The sequence below is a fragment of the Streptomyces sp. NPDC002754 genome, assembly GCF_053592315.1.
This window is the reverse complement of sequence record NZ_JBSFVM010000012.1, coordinates 166,684-183,121: the sequence shown is the minus strand read 5'-3', so window position 1 is coordinate 183,121 and position 16,438 is coordinate 166,684. Positions and strand designations below refer to the sequence as shown.

Annotated in this window: 18 protein-coding genes; 12 read left to right on the top strand and 6 right to left on the bottom strand. The window is 70.5% G+C overall.

What is annotated here, in order from left to right; translation table 11 throughout:
* The first annotated feature begins 202 nt into the window (after positions 1-202).
* Genes ACWD2L_RS24325 through ACWD2L_RS24315 form a run of 3 tightly spaced genes read left to right on the top strand, consistent with a single transcriptional unit; the run spans position 203 to position 2,518 of the window.
* The gene (locus ACWD2L_RS24325) at positions 203-541 is read left to right on the top strand and encodes a histidine triad nucleotide-binding protein (protein WP_351342414.1); all 339 of its coding nucleotides are present in this window, start codon (positions 203-205) and stop codon (positions 539-541) included.
* Between the two features lie 3 nt (positions 542-544).
* Positions 545-1,453 (top strand): ribonuclease Z, encoded by a 909-nt coding sequence (locus ACWD2L_RS24320; protein ID WP_351342416.1) that lies wholly within the window; start codon positions 545-547, stop codon positions 1,451-1,453.
* A 33-nt stretch (positions 1,454-1,486) separates the two neighbouring features.
* Entirely contained in the window at positions 1,487-2,518 is a 1,032-nt protein-coding gene (locus tag ACWD2L_RS24315) for an adenosine deaminase (protein ID WP_351342418.1), read from the top strand.
* Between the two features lie 29 nt (positions 2,519-2,547).
* On the opposite strand, the gene ACWD2L_RS24310 is transcribed toward ACWD2L_RS24315, so the two are convergent.
* Positions 2,548-3,360: an IclR family transcriptional regulator gene (locus tag ACWD2L_RS24310; RefSeq protein WP_351342420.1), complete on the bottom strand. Its 813-nt coding sequence runs from the start codon at positions 3,358-3,360 to the stop codon at positions 2,548-2,550.
* A gap of 116 nt (positions 3,361-3,476) precedes the next feature.
* Between ACWD2L_RS24310 and ACWD2L_RS24305 the strand changes: the two genes are divergently transcribed.
* Entirely contained in the window at positions 3,477-4,619 is a 1,143-nt protein-coding gene (locus tag ACWD2L_RS24305; protein ID WP_351342422.1) for a carbohydrate kinase family protein, read from the top strand.
* Positions 4,620-5,085: 466 nt separating this feature from the next.
* Here ACWD2L_RS24305 and ACWD2L_RS24300 read toward each other — a convergent pair whose 3' ends face one another.
* On the bottom strand, positions 5,086-5,661 hold the full coding sequence (locus ACWD2L_RS24300; RefSeq protein WP_351342424.1) for a class I SAM-dependent methyltransferase: 576 nt from the start codon (positions 5,659-5,661) through the stop codon (positions 5,086-5,088).
* 55 nt (positions 5,662-5,716) lie between these two features.
* On the opposite strand from ACWD2L_RS24300, the gene ACWD2L_RS24295 reads away from it, so the two are divergent.
* The 5 genes from ACWD2L_RS24295 to ACWD2L_RS24275 all read left to right on the top strand — a co-directional run bounded on the left by ACWD2L_RS24295 (position 5,717) and on the right by ACWD2L_RS24275 (position 9,904).
* Complete coding sequence (locus ACWD2L_RS24295) at positions 5,717-6,478, top strand: AraC family transcriptional regulator (RefSeq protein WP_351342426.1); 762 nt, start codon at positions 5,717-5,719, stop codon at positions 6,476-6,478.
* Positions 6,479-6,699: 221 nt separating this feature from the next.
* Complete coding sequence (locus ACWD2L_RS24290; protein WP_351342428.1) at positions 6,700-7,743, top strand: PhoH family protein; 1,044 nt, start codon at positions 6,700-6,702, stop codon at positions 7,741-7,743.
* A gap of 12 nt (positions 7,744-7,755) precedes the next feature.
* On the top strand, positions 7,756-8,253 hold the full coding sequence (gene ybeY / locus ACWD2L_RS24285) for an rRNA maturation RNase YbeY (protein WP_351342430.1): 498 nt from the start codon (positions 7,756-7,758) through the stop codon (positions 8,251-8,253).
* Entirely contained in the window at positions 8,250-9,542 is a 1,293-nt protein-coding gene (locus tag ACWD2L_RS24280; protein ID WP_351342432.1) for a hemolysin family protein, read from the top strand. Before ybeY ends, ACWD2L_RS24280 begins: the two co-directional genes overlap by 4 nt.
* Positions 9,539-9,904, top strand: coding sequence for an MmcQ/YjbR family DNA-binding protein (locus ACWD2L_RS24275; protein WP_351342434.1), 366 nt, complete (start codon positions 9,539-9,541; stop codon positions 9,902-9,904). The genes ACWD2L_RS24280 and ACWD2L_RS24275 overlap by 4 nt, the downstream gene beginning before the upstream one ends.
* A 14-nt stretch (positions 9,905-9,918) precedes the next feature.
* On the opposite strand, the gene ACWD2L_RS24270 is transcribed toward ACWD2L_RS24275, so the two are convergent.
* Positions 9,919-11,343 (bottom strand): MFS transporter, encoded by a 1,425-nt coding sequence (locus ACWD2L_RS24270; RefSeq protein ID WP_351342436.1) that lies wholly within the window; start codon positions 11,341-11,343, stop codon positions 9,919-9,921.
* A 145-nt stretch (positions 11,344-11,488) separates the two neighbouring features.
* On the opposite strand from ACWD2L_RS24270, the gene ACWD2L_RS24265 reads away from it, so the two are divergent.
* Positions 11,489-12,310: a helix-turn-helix transcriptional regulator gene (locus ACWD2L_RS24265; RefSeq protein WP_351342464.1), complete on the top strand. Its 822-nt coding sequence runs from the start codon at positions 11,489-11,491 to the stop codon at positions 12,308-12,310.
* Between the two features lie 28 nt (positions 12,311-12,338).
* Positions 12,339-12,689 (top strand): cytidine deaminase, encoded by a 351-nt coding sequence (locus ACWD2L_RS24260; protein WP_351342438.1) that lies wholly within the window; start codon positions 12,339-12,341, stop codon positions 12,687-12,689.
* Positions 12,690-12,841: 152 nt separating this feature from the next.
* On the opposite strand, the gene ACWD2L_RS24255 is transcribed toward ACWD2L_RS24260, so the two are convergent.
* Together ACWD2L_RS24255 and ACWD2L_RS24250 are read right to left on the bottom strand one after the other, a co-directional pair.
* On the bottom strand, positions 12,842-13,180 hold the full coding sequence (locus ACWD2L_RS24255; RefSeq protein ID WP_351342440.1) for a P-II family nitrogen regulator: 339 nt from the start codon (positions 13,178-13,180) through the stop codon (positions 12,842-12,844).
* Positions 13,177-14,478: an ammonium transporter gene (locus tag ACWD2L_RS24250; RefSeq protein ID WP_351342441.1), complete on the bottom strand. Its 1,302-nt coding sequence runs from the start codon at positions 14,476-14,478 to the stop codon at positions 13,177-13,179. Before ACWD2L_RS24250 ends, ACWD2L_RS24255 begins: the two co-directional genes overlap by 4 nt.
* Positions 14,479-14,598: 120 nt before the next feature.
* On the opposite strand from ACWD2L_RS24250, the gene era reads away from it, so the two are divergent.
* A complete protein-coding gene (gene era, locus ACWD2L_RS24245; protein ID WP_351342443.1) occupies positions 14,599-15,567 on the top strand; it encodes a GTPase Era in 969 nt (322 codons plus the stop codon).
* On the opposite strand, the gene ACWD2L_RS24240 is transcribed toward era, so the two are convergent.
* A complete protein-coding gene (locus tag ACWD2L_RS24240; protein WP_351342445.1) occupies positions 15,564-16,418 on the bottom strand; it encodes a helix-turn-helix transcriptional regulator in 855 nt (284 codons plus the stop codon). The genes era and ACWD2L_RS24240 overlap by 4 nt on opposite strands.
* Positions 16,419-16,438 lie beyond the last annotated feature (20 nt).

Below are 16,438 nucleotides of genomic sequence, written 5' to 3'. Positions count from 1 at the left end.
CCGCTGCTCAATCGCCGCAGGGGCTTGAAAGATCGCCTCAATCGCCGGCGGGGCTTGATAGATCAAGCCCCGCCGGCGGTTGTTTTTTAAGCCCCGCCGGCGATTGAGGCGCGGGGTCCGGGGCGGAGCCCCGTGGCCGTAACGCCGGTCGGGGTGATCGATACGATGCGGGCATACCGAAAACCACCGCCGAGGGGACCACATGGACGACTGCCTGTTCTGCAAGATTGTCGCGGGGGACGTCCCCGCCACCCTGGTCCGCGAGACGGAGTCCACCGTCGCGTTCCGGGACATCAACCCCCAGGCCCCCACCCACATCCTGGTCATCCCCCGCGTCCACCACCCCGACGCCGCCTCCCTCGCCACCGCCGAACCCCAGATCGCCGCCGACGTCCTTCGCGAGGCCGGCGAGGTCGCCAAGGAGGAGAAGCTGGACAGCTACCGGATCGTGTTCAACACCGGCAGCGGCGCAGGCCAGACCGTCTTCCACGCGCACGCCCACGTCCTCGGCGGCCGTGGCCTGCAGTGGCCCCCCGGTTAACCCGTGTCCGTACGCGAATTCGTCGTGCTCGGCACCGCGAGCCAGGTGCCGACCCGGCAGCGCAACCACAACGGCTACCTGCTCCGCTGGGACAGCGAGGGCATCCTCTTCGACCCCGGTGAGGGCACCCAGCGGCAGATGCTGCGCGCAGGCGTGGCCGCGCACGACCTCAACCGGATCTGCGTCACGCACTTCCACGGCGACCACTCCCTCGGCCTCGCGGGCGTCATCCAGCGCATCAACCTCGACCGCGTACCGCACCCGGTGACCGCGCACTACCCGGCGTCCGGGCAGCGGTTCTTCGACCGGCTGCGGTACTCCACCGCGTACCGGGAGACCGTCGACATCGCGGAGGAACCGGTGAGCGGTGAGGGGGCGGTGCTCGCGGACACCGCCGCGTACCGGCTCGAGGCCCGGCGGCTCTCGCACCCCGTCGAGTCGTACGGCTACCGCCTCGTCGAGCCCGACGGGCGCCGCATGCTGCCTGAGCGGCTCGCCGCGCACGGCATCAAGGGGCCCGACGTCGGACGGCTGCACAAGGAGGGCTCCCTGCGGGGCGTCACGCTCGACGAGGTGAGCGAGGTGCGGTGCGGACAGCGCGTCGCGTTCGTGATGGACACCCGGCTCTGTGAGGGCGTGGAGGCGCTCGCCGAGGGCTGCGACCTCCTCGTCATCGAGTCGACCTTCCTCGACGAGGATGCTCAACTCGCCGCTGATCACGGGCACTTGACCGCCTCGCAGGCCGCCCGCGTCGCCCGCGAAGCGGGTGTACGGCACCTCGTCCTCACCCACTTCAGCCAGCGCTACACCGACCCGGGGGAGTTCGCGCGCCAGGCCCGCACCGCCGGTTTCGACGGAGAGCTGACGGTCGCCCGCGACCTGGACCGCGTCCCCGTACCGAAGCGCCGCTGAGCCTTGGGGCCTGGCCCTGCGTACGCTGGTCGGATGTCACTCGCACCACTCGCACGCATCCCCAAGGCCGAGCTCCACCTGCACATCGAAGGCACCCTCGAACCCGAGCTCGCCTTCGAACTCGCCCGCCGCAACGGCATCACCCTGCCGTACGCCGACACCGAGGAACTGCGCAAGGCGTACCTCTTCGCCGACCTGCAGTCCTTCCTCGACCTCTACTACTCGCTGATGGCGGTCCTCGTCACCGAGGGCGACTTCGAGGCGCTCGCCGACGCCTATCTCGCGCGCGCCGCCGAACAGGGCGTGCGGCACGCCGAGATCTTCTTCGACCCGCAGGCGCACGCGGCGCGCGGCGTGGCGATGGGCACCGTCGTCGAGGGACTGCACCGGGCCCTCGCCCGCGGCGAGGAGCGGCACGGGATCTCGGCGAAGCTCATCATGTGCTTCCTGCGCGACCGGTCCGCCGAATCGGCGATGGAGACCCTGGAGGCCGCGAAGCCGTACCTCGACAGGATCGTCGGTGTCGGGCTCGACTCCGCCGAAGTCGGCAACCCCGCCTCCAAGTTCCGCGAGGTGTACGAGGCCGCCGGCGCGCTCGGCCTGCGCAAGGTCGCGCACGCGGGCGAGGAGGGCGACCCGTCGTACGTGTGGGAGGCCCTGGACCTGCTGGGCGTCGAGCGCGTCGACCACGGACTGCGCTCCATCGAGGACCCCGAGCTCGTCGCCCGCCTCGTACGCGACCGGATCCCGCTCACGCTCTGCCCGCTGTCGAACGTGCGGCTGCGCGCCATCGACATGCTGGAGGACCACCCGCTGGTCAAGATGATGGACGCGGGCCTGCTGTGCACGGTCAACTCCGACGACCCGTCCTACTTCGGCGGCTACGCGGGCGACACCTTCCACGCCGTCCACGAGGCCCTCGCCCTCGACCACGACCGGGTGCGGGAGCTGGCCAGGAACTCCTTCGTGGCGTCGTTCCTCGACGGCAGCGACGAGGAGGAGGCGCTTCGGGCGCGCTACATCGCCGAGGTCGAGGCGTACGAACTGGACGACATCTCGGGCTGAGGCTCCAACTCGTCGATCAGAGGCGGCGGTTACCGCCAGTCCGGCACGCCCGGCGTGCCGCGGTGGGCCGTCGCCTCGATCCTCGCGCGGATCTCGCGCATGACCGCCACGATCCGCTCCTCGTGCTCCGGCGTGAGCCGCGCCACCGGCACCGAGCAGCTGATGGCGTCGTGCGCCGGGGCGGCGCGGTCGGGGTATCGCAGCGCGAAGCCGAAGCCGACGATGCCGTCGACACCCTCCTCGCGGTCGACCGAGTGGCCCCGCTCGCGGATCGCGGCGAGGTCGGTGGCGAGCGCCTCGCGCGTGGCGTGCGTACGCCTGGTGGACTGCTCGTACGGGCCCGGCGGCAGCTCGTCGTCCGGGCGCTCGGCGAGCAGCGCCTTGCCCAGCGCGCCGATGTGCGCGGGCAGCCTGCGGCCCACGCGGGTGATCGTCCGCAGATATTCGTGCGACTCGCGGGTCGCCAGATACGCCACGTCGAAGCCGTCGAGGCGCCCCAGGTGGATCGTCTCGCCGAGCGCGTCCGACGCCTCGTCGAGGAACGGGCGTACGGAGCGTACGTACGGGTCCGTGTCCAGGTAGCTGGTGCCCGTCAGCAGGGCGCGGATGCCGATGCCGTACAGCGAACCCGTCACGTCCGTGCGCACCCAGCCGCGCGCGATGAGCGTCTGCAACAGCGCGTACATGGAGCTGCGCGGCACCGCGAGTTCCTCGGCGAGCTCCTGGAGGCGCGCCGGGCGGTCGCCACGGGCCGCGAGCACATCGAGCAGGTCGACGGTGCGGGCGGCCGACTTCACCTCGCGGACTCCGCGCTGCGGCCCGGTGTTGACGCTCTCTGACATGCGCCGATCGTAATCCCGGCGGCACGGGCGCTTCGTGACAGGTTGATGTCGTCCCCCGTGGGACGGGATCGGGTCGTGCACACTGTCCGGATTCCAACCATTGCAGGGAGCGCGACGTGACCTCCACACGACCCGGAACGGACCCCCTCGCGGCGCTGCGCACGACGGCCGACCCGCCCTACGACGTGTATCTCACCGGCACGGTCTTCCTCGACATCATCTTCACCGGCCTCGACAGCGCGCCCGTGCGGGGAACGGAGTCATGGGCGCGCGGCATGGGGTCAAGCCCCGGCGGAATCGCGAACATGGCGACGGCGCTCGCCCGGCTCGGCCTGCGCACCTCGCTCGCCGCGGCCTTCGGCGACGACCACTACGGCGAGTACTGCTGGGACGCCCTCGAACACGGCGAGGGCATCGACCTCAGCTACGCGCGGACCGTCCCGGGCTGGCACTCGCCCGTCACCGTCTCCATGGCGTACGAGGGCGAACGCACGATGGTCAGCCACGGGCACGAGCCGCCGCCCGTCGATCCCTCCCGTCTCCCGCCACCACCCTCAACCGAGGCCCTTCGGGCCGCCTCTCCTGTTGCGCCGGCCTGTCCGCCGCACGCCAGGGCCGCCGTTGCCTCACTCGTGCCCGGCGCCGACGAGCCGTGGGTCGCGACGGCCGCGCGCTCCGGCACGAAGATCTTCGCCGACGTGGGCTGGGACGAGACCGGCCGCTGGGACCTCGCGGCGCTGCCCGGCCTCCGGCACTGCGAGGCGTTCCTGCCGAACGCCGAGGAGGCGATGCGCTACACCCGCACGTCCTGTCCGCGGGCCGCCGCGCACGCGCTCACCGAACACGTCCCGGTCGCCGTGGTCACCCTCGGTGCGGAGGGCGCGTACGCGGTGGACGGCCGGACCGGCGAAACGGCCTCCGTCCCCGCCATCGAGGTCGAGGCCCTCGACCCGACCGGGGCCGGGGACGTCTTCGTCGCCGGCTTCGTCACCGGAACCCTGGCCGGCTGGCCGCTCGCCGACCGCATCGCCTTCGCCGGCCTCACCGCGGCCCTCTCGGTCCAGGAGTTCGGCGGCTCCCTGTCGGCGCCGGGCTGGTCGGAGATCGCGGTCTGGTGGAAAGAGGTCCGCTCCAACGACCACCAGAACCGCTGCGCCCTGGACCGCTACGCCTTCCTGTCCCCCCTCCTCCCCGACACATCCCGCGCCTGGCCCCTACGCCGCGCAGTCCCCACGATCGGCTTCGGCCGGTCGGTGTAGGGGGCGTGGCCGGCGCGGACGATCGGCTTCGGCCGGTCGGCGTAAGCCGTGCCAACGGTCGGCTTCGGCCTGCCGCACAGCCGACACCCGCCGCCTGTCCCCTCTGCCCGGTGCGGCCCGTCTGCTCTGCCCGGGTGCCCGCGCCCGTCTCCCACCCACCCGCCCCCTCCGGGGGCTTGGGCCTCCCGGGATGCGCCCGGCCGAGGAGATCCCGCTTGGGGCCGAAGCGCACGGCGATGCATCACCTGGCTCAACACGGTCAACTACCAGGTCGCGGATATCGGGCAGATGGTCGTCCCCGGCGCCCCGCGCGACTCCCCGCAGCCGCTATAGCATCACCGCCTCCACCTCAGCCGCTGGCGCCATGCGCTCGCTGCGCGACCCGGCCCTATCGGAGTTGGACGAGGAGGATGGCGGCGGGCCGGAGTGAGCGTCAGCAGCCGCCCGGCAGCGGCCCGGTTCATTTTCATGGCCCGGTCGCGACAGGCTTGTGTGCCGAGAATGTCAGTCGGTCCCCCACGCCGATGGTGATGTCGACGTAGCCGAGCGTCTGCAAGCGCACAAGGAAGGCTGCGGGTTCCACCGGGTTGTAGACGTCGCCCTCGTGGAACTCGTGCAACGAATGGCTCGGCAGGCTGTCGGCGCCGACGAGAACACCACCTGGTCGCAGGACACGCAGGATCTCCGCCAGCACCCGGTTCTGGAGCTCCGCCGTCGGCACGTGGTGCAGCATCGTGAACGACGCTGCGGAGTCAAAGGAGTTGTCGGCAAAGTCCAGCGCCGTCCCGCTTCCGTGGTGGGCCTCGACATTCGTCCCGGCATAGCGGGCGGCCAGGCGTGCGGCCGCCTCCGGCTCGACCTCGACGGCCACCAGGCGATCGACCCTGGTGCGCAGCCACTCCGTCGCGGCACCTGGCCCGGGCCCGACCTCCAGCAGCTCCTTCCCCAACTCGGCCCGGGCAACAGCGATCGGCAGAACGTCGTCGTGGAGATGGGCGGCCCACTGCGGGCTCGCGCACAACTCAGCGTGGTTGTTGTTCATGCCGTCGACGCTAGAGATCTGCCGCAGTGTCTCAAAGGCCGTACGCTGCCACCTGATGTCGAGAAACAGACAGGGCGGCGCACTCGTCATCCGGTCGCACTCCATGCCGCCGGGCACGCAGTTCCAGCGGCACACCCACCAGACGCACCAGCTGGCATGGGCTTCCAGCGGCACACTCACCGTCGCCGCCGACACCCGGACCTGGGTGTTGCCGAGCACTCGGGCCCTGTGGGTCCCAGCCGGGGTGCCACACGAGGTGACCTCGGCGAGCCACAGCACCATGATGTCGCTCTACCTGTCCACGGTGCCGGAGACGACGTCATCATGGACCGGGCTACAGCCGATCGTGGTCTCCCCACTGCTCGCCGAACTCATCCGCTACCTGGCCGACCCAGCTCTGGGCACCGACCGACGGGCCCGCGGAGAACCCCTGGTCCTGGATCTGCTGGAGCCGGTGACGGTCACCACGCTCGATACTCCGCTGCCCACCGACCCCCGCGCCTGCGAAGTCGCGCGGGCGCTCCTGAACGATCCTGCCTGCCAGTATTCGCTGGATGCGTGGGGTCGCCGGGTCGGCGCCTCAGGACGTACCCTCGCCCGGCTCTTTCTGTCTGGCACCGGCATGCCCTTCGGCCGGTGGCGTACGCTCGTCCGCCTCCAAGCGGCGCTGCCTGCTCTGGCCGCCGGCGAACCACTGAGCCGGGTTTCGCGGGCAGTCGGCTACGAGACCGTGAGCGCGTTCGTCGCAGCCTTCCGACGCGAAACCGGTGTCGCGCCAGGCACGTACTTCCGACCTTCTCGACCGCCTTTGAGGTGAGAAATCCTGCAGCCCGCATATGAGGCTGCCGAACGAGCGTGTCGGCTTCCGCCCGCGTGGCACCCGCCGCTACATCCGGCTCGACGCCCGACAGCCGTATCCGTAACCCACTCGGCGTTGTCGTACCCGCGCCGTACCCTTGGCGGTGCAGGGCAACACCGCAGAACACACCGCAGAGAAAGTCCCGTACGGGGAGGACTCGAGGGCCACCGGCCCGGCTCATGACGCAGACACCATCCAGCGCCCGCGCACAGTTCACCGTTCCGCCGAAGCACCCCATGGTCGAGGTCCTCGGCTCGGGGGACGCGCTGTTGCGAGTGATTGAGAAGGCCTTCCCGGAGGCCGACATCCACGTCCGGGGCAATGAGATCAGCGCGACCGGAGAGCCGGGGGAAGTCGCCCTCGTCCAGCGCCTGTTCGACGAGATGATGCTGGTAGTGAGGACGGGGGCACCGATGACAGAGGACGCCGTGGAGCGCTCCATCGCCATGCTGAAGGCGACGCAGAACGGCGAGGGCGACGGCCAGGAGACCCCGGCCGAGGTGCTCACGCAGAACATCCTGTCCTCGCGGGGCCGCACGATCCGCCCCAAGACCCTGAACCAGAAGCGCTACGTCGACGCGATCGACAAGCACACGATCGTCTTCGGCATCGGCCCCGCCGGCACCGGCAAGACGTACCTGGCGATGGCCAAGGCGGTCCAGGCCCTGCAGGCCAAGCAGGTCGACCGGATCATCCTGACCCGGCCGGCGGTGGAGGCGGGCGAGCGGCTCGGATTCCTGCCGGGAACGCTGTACGAGAAGATCGACCCGTATCTGCGGCCGCTGTACGACGCACTGCACGACATGCTCGATCCGGATTCCATCCCCCGGCTCATGGCGGCGGGGACGATCGAGGTGGCGCCGCTGGCGTATATGCGCGGAAGGACGATCAATTCGGCGTTCATCATTCTCGACGAGGCGCAGAACACGACGCCCGAGCAGATGAAGATGTTCCTCACCCGTCTCGGCTTCGACTCGAAGATCGTGATCACCGGTGACGTGACGCAGGTCGACCTGCCGGGTGGCACGAAGAGCGGGCTGAGGCAGGTGCAGGACATCCTGGAGGGCCTCGACGACGTGCACTTCTCGCGGCTCAGCTCGCAGGATGTCGTCAGGCACAAGCTCGTCGGCCGTATCGTCGACGCGTACGAGAAGTACGACACCGAGCACGGTACGGAGAACGGCACCCGCAAGGGCCGTCCCAGGGCAAACCAAGGAAAGTAGTCCAACAGCGCCATGTCGATCGACGTCAACAACGAGTCCGGAACCGAGGTCGATGAGCAGGCGATCCTCGACATCGCCCGCTACGCGCTCGCGCGGATGCGCATCCACCCGCTGTCGGAGCTCTCGGTGATCGTCGTCGACGGCGACGCCATGGAGCAGTTGCACGTGCAGTGGATGGACCTGCCGGGGCCGACGGACGTGATGTCGTTCCCGATGGACGAGCTGCGGCCGCCGATGAAGGACGAGGACGAGGCCCCGCAGGGCCTGCTCGGCGACATCGTGCTGTGCCCCGAGGTCGCCAAGCAGCAGGGTGAGGACGCGCCCACGCAGCACTCCATGAACGAGGAGCTCCAGCTCCTCACCGTGCACGGGGTGCTGCACCTGCTCGGGTACGACCACGAGGAGGCCGACGAGAAGGCCGAGATGTTCGGTCTTCAGGCGGGCATCGTGGACGGCTGGCGGGCGGAGAAGGGGATGACGGGGCCCTCGCCGGCGCCGACCGTGTCATGAGCTTTTCGCTGATCGCCGGGGCCGTCGCGCTGGTCGTGATCGCCTGGCTCGCCGCCTGCGCCGAGGCCGGCCTCGCGCGGGTGTCGAGCTTCCGCGCCGAGGAGGCCGTGCGGTCGGGGCGGCGTGGCAGTGCCAAGCTCTCCCAGGTCGCCGCCGACCCGACGCGCTATCTGAATGTCGCGCTCCTGGTGCGTGTGGCGTGCGAGATGGCCGCCGCCGCGCTCGTCACGTACGCGTGCCTGGAGCAGTTCCGGGAGACCTGGCAGGCGCTGCTCGTCGCCATCGGCGTGATGGTGCTGCTGTCGTACGTGGCCGTGGGCGTGTCCCCGCGGACCATCGGGCGGCAGCATCCGCTGAACACTGCCACCGCGGCGGCGTACGTGCTGCTGCCGCTCGCCAGGATCATGGGGCCGATCCCGCCGCTGCTGATCCTGATCGGTAACGCGCTGACGCCCGGCAAGGGTTTCCGGCGCGGCCCGTTCGCCTCCGAGGCCGAGCTGCGGGCGCTTGTCGACCTCGCCGAGAAGGAGTCCCTCATCGAGGACGAGGAGCGCCGCATGGTGCACTCCGTCTTCGAGCTGGGCGACACCCTCGTGCGGGAGGTGATGGTGCCGCGCACCGACCTCGTCGTCATCGAGCGGCACAAGACGATCCGGCAGGCGCTCACCCTCGCCCTGCGGTCCGGGTTCTCGCGGATTCCCGTGGTCGGGGAGAGCGAGGACGACGTCGTGGGTGTGGTGTATCTGAAGGACCTCGCGCGCAAGACGCACATCAACCGGGACGCCGAGGCCGAGTTGGTGTCCACCGCGATGCGGTCCGCGACGTTCGTGCCGGACACCAAGAATGCGGGCGATCTGCTGCGCGAGATGCAGCAGCTGCGCACGCACGTCGCCGTCGTGATCGACGAGTACGGCGGCACGGCGGGCATCGTGACCATCGAGGACATCCTCGAGGAGATCGTCGGAGAGATCACCGACGAGTACGACCGTGAGGTGTCGAACGTTGAGGAACTCGGCGACGAGCGGTTCCGGGTGACGTCCCGGCTCGACATCGGCGACCTCGGTGAGCTGTACGGCATCGAGGAGTTCGACGACGAGGATGTGGAGACGGTGGGCGGGCTGCTGGCCAAGGCCCTCGGCCGGGTGCCGATCGCGGGTGCCTCGTCGCTGGTCACCCTGCCCGACGGGCGGGAGCTGCGGCTGACCGCCGAGGCCCCCGCGGGCCGCCGGAACAAGATCGTGACCGTGCTCTCGGAGCCGGTCGGAGGCCAGAAGGAGAGCACCGGGTGACGCCTCAGGAGTTGCGGGCCTTCTGTCTGTCGTTCAACGCGGCGGTGGAGGACTTTCCGTTCAGTCCGGAGATCTCGGTCTTCAAGGTGCTGGGGAAGATGTTCGCCCTCACGTCCCTGGACGCACGGCCGTTGACCGTCAACCTCAAGTGCGATCCCGACGACGCGCTGCGGCTGCGCGGCGAGTACGAGGGTGTCGTCGTGCCGGGCTGGCACATGAACAAGCGGCACTGGAACACGGTGACCGTCGACCGGCCCGAAGAGCTCCCGGACCGTGTCGTCCGGGAGCTCGTCGAGGACTCGTACGACCTGGTGGTGGCGGGCCTCCCGAAGGCGGAGCGGCTCCGGCTCGACCGGCCATAGGGCCCTAGGCCGCCTCAGGCCCGCTTCGTCCGCAGGCCGAGGCCCACCAGGACGGCCGCGACCAGGACGATGGCCGCGTCCACGGCGAACGCCGTCCGCGCCCCGGTCAGCAGCTGCGGAGCCGTCGTCGCGAGGACGCCGATCAGCGGGATGCCGATCGTGAGGCCGAGCTGCTGGGACGAGGTGACCAGGCCCGTGGCCAGGCCCTGCTCCGCGTCCGTGACGCCCGCCGTCGCCGTCGCCCCGTACGCGATGATCGCGGCCATGTGGCCGATGACGACGAGGGCGTTGGCGATCACCGCGAGCCACACCCAGGCGCCGCTCGTGCCGAGCAGGACGAGCGGGACCGTGAGCGCGCCCTGCCAGGCCAGCGCGGCGACCAGCGTGCGGTGCGCGCCGACGCGGGAGATCAGCCGGGGGACGAGGGTGCCGGTCACCGCGGCGACCGCGCCCTGGAAGCCGAACGCGAGACCCGTCGCCAGGGCCGACAGGTGGAGGACCTCCTGAAGGTAGAGGGTCAGGACGAAGACGACCGTCGTCATCATCGAGAAGGTGATCAGGCCACCGACGTTGCCCCAGGCGACTGTGGAGCGGCGCAGCAGCGGCAGCGACAGGAGCGGCTCGGCCGTGCGGGACTCGATCACGACGAAGGCCGCGAGCAGGGCGGGACCCGCGATGAGCGTGACGATCACGTCGATGCCGCCGAAGCCGTGTTCGGCCGCCGTGGACAGGGCGTAGATCAGGGACAGCAGGCCGCCGGTGACGGTGATCGCGCCGGGCACGTCCAGGCGCGGCCGGTTCGGGGTGCGGGACTCGGGCAGCAGGCGCGGCGCCAGCGGCAGCACGATCACCGCGAACACGGTCAGCAGGCCCATCGTGGAGCGCCAGCCGAGCGACTCGGTGAGGATGCCGCCGAGCACCATGCCCGTGGTGAAGCCGAGCGAGAGCAGCGTGCCGAAGACGCCGAGGGCGCGGGCCCGCAGCGGCCCTTCGGGGAACGTCGTCGTCAGCAGGGCCATGCCGGTCGGCACGACGGCCGCCGCGCCGATCCCCTGGAGCGCGCGCCCCGTCAGGAACGACGCCGGGTCCCAGGCGAAGGTCGCGAGCAGCGACGCCAGCGCGAACAGGGTGAGGCCGCCGAGGAACATCCGGCGCCGCCCGAACAGGTCGCCGACCCGGCCGAACAGGAGCAGGAAGCCACCGGACGGCAGGGCGAAGGCGGTGACCGCCCACTGGAGCGCGGACCGGCCCATGCCGAGGTCGGGACCGAGCACCGGCAGCGCGACGTTCAGCACGGAGAAGTCGAGCGCCACCATGAACTGGGCGGCGCACAGGACGAACAGGACGAGCTTGTCGCGGCCCGACATGCGGGGCGCGGTGGGGAGTTGGGCCTGGGTGGTGGCCGTCGGGGCTGTCGGGGTTGAGGTGTCGATCGCCATGGCCGACAGCCTCGTACGACCGGAATAACCGTGGAGAGTGGGAACTTATGCTGGTGGTCGCACCACCAGACAACCGGGGGAGTCGTACGTGGCCGAGAGCGCAGCGCTGAAGAAGCACCGGCTCGGTGAGTTGCGGGAGTTTCTGATGAGCCGGCGGGCGCGGGTCACGCCGACCGAGGCGGGCCTCCCGGACGGCGGCGCCCGGCGGCGTACGCCGGGGCTGCGCCGCGAGGAGGTCGCGGTGCTCGCCGGGGTGGGCGCCTCCTGGTACCAGTGGCTGGAGCAGGGGCGGGACATCTCGGTGTCGCCGCAGGTGCTCGACGCGGTCGCGCGGGTGCTGCGGATGAGCAGCGCGGAGCGGCGCCATCTGTATGTGCTCGCGGGGCTCAATCCGCCCGCGTACGAGGTCGCGGACGCCGACCGGCGGATGTGCGACGAGCTCGCGCGGCTCATCGACGCCTGGATGCCGTATCCGGCGCACATCATGGACGGCTACTACAACTACGTGAAGTCCAATGACGCCGCCGCGCTCGTCTTCGGGATGGGCCCGGAGCGCACCCGGAACTGTGTCGTCGACTTCTTCACGGACCCCATCTACCGTGCGCGCAGCAACAGTTGGGGTCGGAACGCGGCGACCGTGGTCGCCCAGTTCCGTGCCGCCTGCTCGGAGTGCCCCGACGACGAGGGGTTCCAGGAGGTGCTCGCGCAGGTGAAGGCGGCGAGCCCCGAGTTCGAGGAGCTGTGGGCGCGCCGGGACATCGAGGTGCCGGGAACGGTGCGCAAGGAACTGGACCATCCGGCCGTCGGTCTGCTCGTCATGGAGTCGACCGCGATGAAGATCCCGGCCAGGCCGGACCTCACCATCGTGCTGCACACTCCGCTGCCCGAGGCCGACACCGTCACGAAGCTGGAGTGGCTGGCCTCGCCCGAGGGGCGGCGGGGCTCCATGCACCCCGTCGCAGGGTGAACCCGAGCGCGTTCCATATGCTCACCCCATGACTGAGAGCACCGACCTCGGCCCCGAGGACCGCAAGATCGTCACCCTGGCCCGCTCCACGCGGGCCCGCAACGGTGTGCCCGAGGGGGCGGCCGTGCGGGACGAGACGGGGCGCACGTACGTCGCGGGTACCGTCGCCCTCGATTCCCTGAAGCTGAGCGCGTTGCAGACGGCTGTCGCGATGGCGGTGGCGTCCGGGGCGCAGTCCCTGGAGGCGGCGGCGGTCGTCTCCGCGGTGGACGCGCTGCCGGGGGAGGACCTTGCGGCCGTACGTGATCTGGGTGGGGCCGGTACGCCGGTGTTCTTGGCCGGGCGGGACGGTGTGGTGGTGGAGACGGTGGCAGTGTGAGCGCCGCGGGTGGCCGGGGGCCGGTGTTACGGTCCCGGGGCTCTGCCCACCCGTCGGCTCTCGTACCGGAGCGGGGCTCAAAAGATCGGGGCTCTGCCCCGGACCCCGCGCCTCAATCGCCGGCGGGGCTTACAGGGGGGGGCTTAAACCGGTCAGATCGCGGATGGGCCCCGTTCGCCCGTGCGGACGCGGATGATTGTGTCGACCGGGGTCGCCCATACCTTTCCGTCGCCGATTTTGCCGGTGTGGGCCGCGCGGACGATCGCGTCCATCGCGGGGTCGAGGTCCGCGTCCTCGACGACGACCTCGATGCGCACCTTCGGTACCAGGTCGACCTGGTACTCGGCGCCCCGGTACACCTCGGTGTGGCCGCGCTGGCGGCCGTAGCCACTCGCCTCCGTGACGGTCAGCCCGTCCACACCCAGTTCCTGCAACGCGGTCTTGACCTCGTCGAGGCGGAAGGGCTTCACGACCGCGGTGATCAACTTCATGGCGCGACCTTTCGGGCGACGGGGGCGGCACTCAGGACGCCGTGATCGTACGCACTCTCCGCGTGCGCCGTCTGGTCGAGCCCGGTCAGCTCCTCCTCGGCCGCGGCCCGGAAGCCCATCAGCTTGTCGATGGCCTTCGCGACCCCGTACGTGACGAGGAAGGTGTAGGCCGCGACCACAAGCACCGCGAGCAGCTGCTTGCCGAGCTGGCCGAGCCCACCGCCGTAGAAGAGGCCCACCTTCACCGGGGACCCGGTCATCGCGGACGTCGCGAACAGGCCGATGAGGACCGTGCCCACGACGCCGCCGATGAAGTGCACGCCGACGACGTCGAGGGAGTCGTCGTAGTGGAAGCGCAGCTTCCAGGCGACCGCGTACGAGCAGACGACACCCGCCACGAGCCCGACGACGGCCGCGCCCGGCACGCCGACGACCCCGCAGGCCGGGGTGATGGCGACCAGACCGGCCACCGCGCCCGAGGCCGCGCCGAACGTCGTCGGGTGCCCGTCCCGCCGCTGCTCCACGAACAGCCAGCCCAGCAGGCCCGTGCAGCCCGCGATCAGGGTGTTGAACATGGAGGCCGCGGCGATGCCGTTCGCGCCGAGCGCCGAGCCGCCGTTGAAGCCAAGCCAGCCGAACCACAGCAGGCCCGCGCCCATGACCACCATCGGCAGGTTGTGCGGGCGCATCGCGTCCTTCTTGAAGCCGATGCGCGGGCCGAGGACCAGACAGAGGGCCAGACCGGACGCTCCCGACGCGATTTCGACGACCAGACCCCCCGCGAAGTCGAGCGCGCCGAGATGCGTACTGATCCAGCCTCCCGGGCCCCACACCCAGTGCGCCACGGGAACGTATACGAGCAGTGCCCAGACGGGTACGAAGACCAGCCACGCCCCGAATTTCGTACGGTCCGCGACCGCCCCGCTGATCAGCGCGGCGGTGAGGATCGCGAAGGTCAGCTGGAAGGTCGTGAAGAGGAAGGTGGGCACCGTGCCGGTGACGTCGGATGGGCCGATGCCGGCCATGCCCGCGTGCTCCAGGCCACCGATCAGTCCTGCGCCCGCGTCGTCGCCGAAGGCGAGCGAGTAACCCGCGACCAGCCAGACCACCGTCACGAGGGCGATCGACACAAAGCTCATCATCAGCATGTTGAGGACGCTCTTCGTGCGGACCATGCCGCCGTAGAAGAGGGCGAGTCCAGGCGTCATGAGCAGCACCAGGGCGGTGGCGGCGAGCAGCCAGGCGGTGTCGCCGGTGTCGAGCGCCGGGGCGGCGAGGGGCACGGTCGTGGCAGGCATGCGGATCAGCGTCACGGGTCCGCGTTTCCGGAACCGCACGGACGGGTTTCCGCCGTGTTTCTTGTTGCCGGGTGGTTACCGGGGCCTCACTGTGCTGCGGCACCCCCGCCATCGGGGACAATGGGCGCCATGAGCGCTCGTACCAAGCAGTCCCAGTCGTCGAATTCCCCGGAGCCCGCGCACCGCGCCGGCTTCGCCTGCTTCGTCGGCCGCCCCAACGCGGGCAAGTCCACCCTCACGAACGCTCTGGTCGGCAAGAAGGTGGCCATCACCGCCGACCAGCCGCAGACCACGCGGCACACGGTGCGCGGCATCGTGCACCGCGAGGACGCGCAGCTGATCCTGGTGGACACCCCCGGCCTGCACAAGCCGCGTACGTTGCTGGGCGAGCGCCTCAACGATGTGGTGCGCACCACATGGGCCGAGGTCGACGTGATCGGCTTCTGCTTGCCCGCCGACCAGAAGCTCGGCCCCGGTGACAAGTTCATCGCCAAGGAACTCGCGTCGATCAAGAAGACGCCGAAGGTGGCCATCGTCACCAAGACGGACCTCGTCGACAGCAAGACCCTCGCCGAGCAGCTCATCGCCATCGACCAGCTCGGCAGGGAGCTGGGCATCGAGTGGGCGGAGATCGTGCCGGTGTCGGCGGTGGGTGACGAGCAGATCGGCCTGCTCGCCGACCTGCTGATCCCGATGCTGCCGGAAGGGCCGCAGCTCTACCCCGAGGGCGACCTCACGGACGAGCCCGAGCAGGTCATGGTCGCGGAGCTGATCCGCGAGGCCGCGCTGGAGGGCGTGCGGGACGAGCTGCCGCACTCCATCGCCGTCGTGGTGGAGGAGATGCTGCCGCGCGAGGACCGGCCCGCCGACAAGCCGCTCCTCGACATCCACGCGTTCGTCTACATCGAGCGGCCCAGCCAGAAGGGCATCATCATCGGCCCGAAGGGCAAGCGGCTCAAGGACGTCGGCATCAAGTCCCGCAAGCAGATCGAGGCGCTCCTCGGTACGCCCGTCTACCTGGACCTGCACGTCAAGGTCGCCAAGGACTGGCAGCGGGACCCGCGGCAGCTGCGCAAGCTCGGGTTCTAGTTCTCGTTCCAGGCCTGGGTGTCGCCGCTCGGCGTCAGGTCCTGGAGGCCTATCACCCGCAGCAGTTCCAGGCGTTCGTACGTTTCCGTGCCCGGCCGCGCCGAGTGCACGACGAGCTGCTGGCTGTGCCCGTCGCCGACCAGGACCTCGCAGTCCAGGTCGAGGGCGCCGACCACGGGGTGCAGGAACCGCTTCGGCGACGGGCGGCGCACCACCACTTCGTGCGAGGCCCACAGCTCGTCGAACTCCCTTGACGCGGCCCGGAGTTCGGCCACGAGCGCGGTGGGCCCCGGATCGTCGGGGCGGGCCGCGCTGACCGCCCGCAGGCTCGCCACGTGGGCCCGGCTGTGGGCCTCGTGCTTCTCGGGCGGGGCCAGGGTGCGGCCCGCCGGGTCGGTGAACCAGCGGCGGACCAGATTGGTACCGGTGTGTTCGCCGGTCAGCGCCACCGACATCGTGTTCTGTGCGAGCATCTCGCCCCAGTCGCTCATCACGCTCGCCGGCAGATCGTGCAGCCGGTCCAGGATCAGCAGCAGCCCAGGCCGCACATGGCCGGAGGAACCGCCCGGCCGCGGCGGCTCCTCGCCCGCCAGGTGGAACAGGTGGTCGCGTTCGGTGTCGGTGAGCCGCAGCGCGCGGGCCAGCGCGGTGAGCATCTGCCGCGACGGATGCGAGCCCCTGCGCTGTTCCAGCCGCGTGTAGTAGTCCGTGGACATCCCGGCGAGCTGCGCCACCTCCTCGCGGCGCAGGCCCGGAGTGCGGCGCCGGGGGCCCGCGGCCATGCCGACGTCGGACGGATTGAGGCGGGCGCGGCAGCGGCGCAGGAAGTCGGCGAGTTCGGGTCGGTTCACCTCTCCAGGATCGCTCGGGT